The sequence below is a fragment of the Kitasatospora sp. Root107 genome (genome assembly GCF_001424875.1).
In the GTDB taxonomy this organism is placed as follows: Bacteria; Actinomycetota; Actinomycetes; order Streptomycetales; family Streptomycetaceae; genus Kitasatospora.
Genome location: NZ_LMCT01000042.1, coordinates 28,609 through 33,507 on the forward strand (window position 1 = coordinate 28,609; position 4,899 = coordinate 33,507).

Sequence of the window (4,899 nt, forward strand, 5' to 3'; positions counted from 1 at the left end):
CGGTCGACTCGGCGAGCTCGACGGAGGCGTGCGAGCGGATCGGGTTCTCGGAGGGCACCCGGTACTGACGCGCGCCGGTGTGAGTGGCCGTCATGCGACGGTGCTCCTCACCGGGATCGCACGCGCTCCGGCTGCGGGCTCACCCGATCAGGCCGCCGCGATGGCGGCGGTGCGGGGTGCTTGCTTGAGTGGTCGTCGTACCTGCTGCTGCCGGCGAGGTCTTTCGCAGGCGTACGCGGTGAGCCGTCGACCCGGGGAAGGCGTCATGTGTGACTGCGGATCGCTCACGTCCGAGGTCGAGCGGCACCTGCGGCCGAACGACGCCGACGTCACTCCGCCCGATGTCCCCGTCGCCTCGGTGATCACGGCCGAGCGCGAGTCGGCTGCGGCGCCGGGCGCGCCGGTGCGGACGGGCTGCGACCCGGACTTCCGGGACGGCTGCTACACGGTGACGATCCGTCCGAATCAGCCCGGGGCCCACCCGTTGGTCGGCACCTTGCGGGTCGACCGGGCGGCACCGGCCTCGGGGCCGGACGGACTGATCATCAGCGGCGACCTCTACCGTCAGCCGTCGGCCGTGGTTCGGCCGGACCCGCTGCGCGCCGCCCCCGGCGCGTCCGTTGCAGCGGCGGTGAGCCGGGTCGGTCTGCCGTCCTCCCTCCTGCGGCCGGGCATCCCCGTCCACCCGCGGAGCCGGTACCACTCCTACCTCAGCGGCACCCGGCTGGTGATGCCGACGCCCACCGCTGACGGAACGCCGTGCCAGGTCTCCCTCAACGTCGACGAGTTCCGCTACACCCAGCCGACGGGCGATTCCTTCCGGGGATCGTTCCCGACGTCGCCGAGCCGCTTCCTGAGGTTCGTCCTCCACCAGGTGCATGGCGCGCAGTTCGAGGGCCGGGTCATGCAGGGCAACTCCGATCTCGCTTCGGTGACCTTGACCTGGGTCTCCGGCTTCCTGCGCCGGGCCGTCCTGGAGATCGACACGCTGCAGGGAGCCGTCGCGCCCCAGCCCGTCCCCAACCTCGACGGCACCGGGACGGAGTACTTCGACACCCTCTACGCGACCGCGGGCTGGGAGCTGGTCATCGACCGCGCCGAGTCCCGGGCGGACATCCCGGTGCCCCCGGGCATCAACCCCGACACCTGCTGGTTCCCCCGCGACTTGCACGCTCTCATGACGAAGGTGCGTAAGACCGGTGCCGACCTCGACGCCGAGTGGCGAACCCACCTCCTCGTCATCCCGGGCAGGATGGGCTGCCGACGCGGCATGATGTACGACATCCGCATCGGGGTGCCACGTGAAGGGGCCGTGGCCTACAGCGACGACGGCTACCCGTCCGGCCCCCAAGCGGTGTTCTTCGGGACCGCGGAGAACCGACTGCAGCGCGACGTACCACGGGCCTACCTCCGATCGGCCGCGCACGAGGTGACGCACGCCTTCAACCAGATCCACCAGGACATCGAGACCGCGTCCGACAACTCGATCATGACCCCGACCGATGCGGTCGCCGATGTCCTGGGCGGCCCCGACACCGGCGCGCCCGGTGTGTTCCCGGACCAGATCAACCTCGGCTTCAACCCCACCGTTCGCAATCACCTCGCCCATATGCCCGACCCGGTGGTCCGCCCCGGTGGCTGGCCGTTCGACTCGTGGCGCCCCGCAGGCGCCCCGCAGGCGTCCGACCGCGCTCTGTTCCACGGAGACGAGCTGAGATTCGAGGTCGGCGCCGAAACCGACCGGGTGCCTCTGGGGGCGCCCGTCACCGTCTCCTGGAAGCTGACCAACGCCTCCGACGTGGAGCTCATGGTCCCCTCCGACCTCGGCATGGAGGCGCTGTTCGCCACCATGTCGTGCAGGGACGAGAGCCGCGAGGAGCGGGCGGTCCGCCCTGTCGTGATCAGCTGTGACGAAGCCAAACTCGCCCCGCTGGCCCCCGGTGCCTCGCTGGAGGAGTCCCACCGGGTGTTCTGGAGCTCCGAGGGCTTCGCGCTCGACCGGCCCGGCCGGCACACGGTGACGGTGACGGTCGGCTGGTCCGCAGGCGGTGTGCCGGTCGGGGTGACCGGCAGCTGCGAGATCTGGGTCGACTGGCCCACGTCGGACCTGGAGAACCGTGACGCCGCCCTGGTCCTGCATCCGGAGGTCGGCCGGTGGGTCGCCCTCGACGGGGCACCCCACCTCGAGGAGGCCGCCGCCCGCCTGCGCACCCTGGACGGCGGCGCCGCCGGGACGGTGGAAGCCGCGCCGGGTGAACGGTCGCGCGTGGCGGACGCGTTCAGGCGCCTCAAGCTGATGCCCGGCCAGGACGGCAGTCGAGCCGCACCGTGATGGTCGTCGGCGACAACCCGGTGACGGTCCTCGCACAGCCCCCGTCCCGGTGCAGGCCGCCCGACCAGATGACGGACGGTCACCTCCCTGAAGCCGCCCCGGCCGCCGCCTCGACGATCACCTCAGCGATCCGCGCGGGCTGCTCCACCAGCGCCAGGTGGCCCGCGTCCGGCACCGTGACCATCGTGACCCGGGGGCAGGCCAGCAGCTCCTGCCGCTCCTCCTCCGTGAGCCCGATCTCGTCGCGGTCGCCCCGGACGACCCACGCCGGTGCCCCGGAGTCGCACAGCCGGGCGACGAGGTGGGCGCCGGTGATCGCGCGCCAGCGTTCCTGGGCGGACTCGACGAGCTTGAACACCATCGCCAGGGCCGCGGCCGGGCTGCCGGCGCCCCGGGTGACCTTGGTCCGCAGCTTGACCGTGGAGAACGTCGACTCGATCGGGTTCGTGGTCCGCAGATGGATCCAGTGCTCGGCCGGGAAGTCGTAGAACGCCAGCAACTCCTCGGCGTCGTCGGTGATCCTCGCGACAGCCTTCGGGAACTTCGCGCCGTAGGTCCGCGCGAACACCTCGATCGCCTTCTCCGCGTGCGTGCGATCCTCAGCGTTGTAGATCTCCTGCATCGCCTTCAGCGCGCCCGGCTGGGCGGACTTCGGCAGGGCATTCGTGACATTCCTGGATTTGTGAACCCAACACCTCTGCTGGCGGGCGGCGGGGAACACCTCGGCCAAGGCCCGCCACAGCCCCATCGCACCGTCGCCGACAACGAGTTCGGGGTCGCGCATGCCCCGGCGGCGGCAGTCCCGCAGCAGGTCCGCCCACGACTCCGTCGACTCCCGCAGCCCCTCCGCGAGCGCGATCAACTCCTTGGTCCCGTCCAGCCGCACCCCGAGCAGGACCAGCACACACGAGTGCGCCTGCCCGAGCCGGACCTTGGGGTGCACCCCGTCGGCCCACACGTAGACGAAGTCGCGCTCCGACAGGTCCTGGGCCTGGAACGCTGTGTGGTCGTCGCCCCACTGCTTCGTCAGCCGCGTCACCGTTGCCGTCGACAGCCCGGCGGCCGAGCCGAGGAACTGCTCCAGCGCCGGCACGAAGTCCCCCGACGACAGCCCGTGCAAGTAGAGCAGAGGCAGCACCTCGGACACCTTGGGCGACTTGCGACACCACGGCGCCAGGATCTTCGAGGAGAACCGCTTCCGCTCGCCGGTGGCCTCGTCGACACGGCGGTCGTTCACCCGCGGCGCGGTCACCTCCACCGGCCCGGCCGCAGTGGCCACGGTCCGGGGCCGGTGGCGGCCGTTGCGGACCACCAGACGATGCCCGAGCTCGTCCGTCTCCGACGCCAACTCGGCTATGTACTGGCTGACTTCCGCCTCCAGCGCGGCAGCCAGCATCCGCCGGGCCCCCTCACGGACGATCTCGTCGATCAAGGAGCCAGACTCCGTCGAACCATCGGCATTCACTACGCTGAGCACGGGCGTGCCTTCCCGACCCGCGCTGCAACGCGGGCCTACTCGATGACCATCACGGGAAGGTACGCCCTCCGCGTACCCTCCCGGAACCGATCCACAAGTCCTGAGCATTGCTCCGGTGAGTACGAGACCGCCTGCTTCGCCGCGATGAAAGCCGTCGAGGTCGCCGTCCGGGACGCCTCCGGCTTCGACAACTCCAAGACCGGTGTCAACCTCATGCGCGACGCTCTACGCCCCGTCAACCAGGCCACCTCGACCAAGCTCGTCGGACCCCTCACCGACGACCAGGCCGAAGGCGGTGAACAGGAAGCCATGACAGCCCTGTTCGCCGGTGCGATGGGAGCGTTCAAGAACCCCACCAGCCATCGCACCGTCCACTTCGAGGACCCAATCGAAGCCGCCGAGATCATCCAGTTCGCTGACCTCCTGCTGCGCTTGGTGGAGCGGGCAAAGAGCCGGGCTTCTTCGTAGATCCGTCCGGCCCGTGCTTGCCGGGTCGGGTCGGGCCCGGGCTGGTGGCGGTGGCTGGTGGCGGTGCGGGTAGTCCACCATCCGCAGCCGGGCTGACCTGGTTCAGCGGGTCCGGGTGGACTACCCGGCCGGGAGTCCGCGCCGGGTAGTCCGCCTGGCCCGCCCTGTCTGGTGCCGCTCGCTCCGTCAGGTCTGGCTGCCGGTCGGGGTGCCGGGTGTTGGGGCGTTCGGGTGCCTGAGCCGTCCCCTCACTCCGTGACCTCATCGCGTTTGGGGCGCTTGAATCGCGTTTTGGTGGACCAATCTGGGCTGGTGCGCGGGCCGGGTCCGGTAGTCCGGGGGCTCTCTGGGGCGTCTCGGTTTTGGTGACTACGGGTGTCCGTCGGCCCGGCTGTCTGACTGACTGCCGGGTCTGCCGTGGCCGGGGGCCGCTCTGGGGTGCTTCCGCGAATTGACGGCAGGTCGGGAATGCCATCCGGGGCCGTTCTTGATTCCGCCAGTAGCGGGAATTTCTGTCGGGAGTCTGCCGGGATTTCGGCGGCCGGGGTGGAGGTGGTGGCGGCCGTCCCCGGCTCGGGTGCCGTGCCGGGTGGCGGCCGGTCGGCTGCTGTCTGGTGGCGGG

2 protein-coding genes and 1 pseudogene are annotated in these 4,899 nt (G+C 70.8%); 2 read left to right on the forward strand and 1 reads right to left on the reverse strand.

Annotation, left to right across the window (positions count from 1 at the left end; all coding sequences use genetic code 11):
- Positions 1 to 265 precede the first annotated feature (265 nt).
- Positions 266 to 2,332 carry a hypothetical protein gene (locus ASC99_RS28510; RefSeq protein ID WP_057237396.1) on the forward strand — a complete coding sequence of 689 codons (2,067 nt, stop codon included), beginning with the start codon at positions 266 to 268 and terminating at the stop codon, positions 2,330 to 2,332.
- 292 nt (positions 2,333 to 2,624) lie between these two features.
- Here the strand turns inward: ASC99_RS28510 and ASC99_RS28515 are convergent.
- A pseudogene (locus ASC99_RS28515) lies at positions 2,625 to 3,809 on the reverse strand (IS256 family transposase); the annotation flags it as partial.
- Positions 3,810 to 3,851: 42 nt separating this feature from the next.
- Here ASC99_RS28515 and ASC99_RS28520 point away from each other — a divergent pair.
- Positions 3,852 to 4,277 carry a TIGR02391 family protein gene (locus tag ASC99_RS28520; RefSeq protein WP_082598708.1) on the forward strand — a complete coding sequence of 142 codons (426 nt, stop codon included), beginning with the start codon at positions 3,852 to 3,854 and terminating at the stop codon, positions 4,275 to 4,277.
- The last annotated feature ends 622 nt before the right edge of the window (positions 4,278 to 4,899 follow it).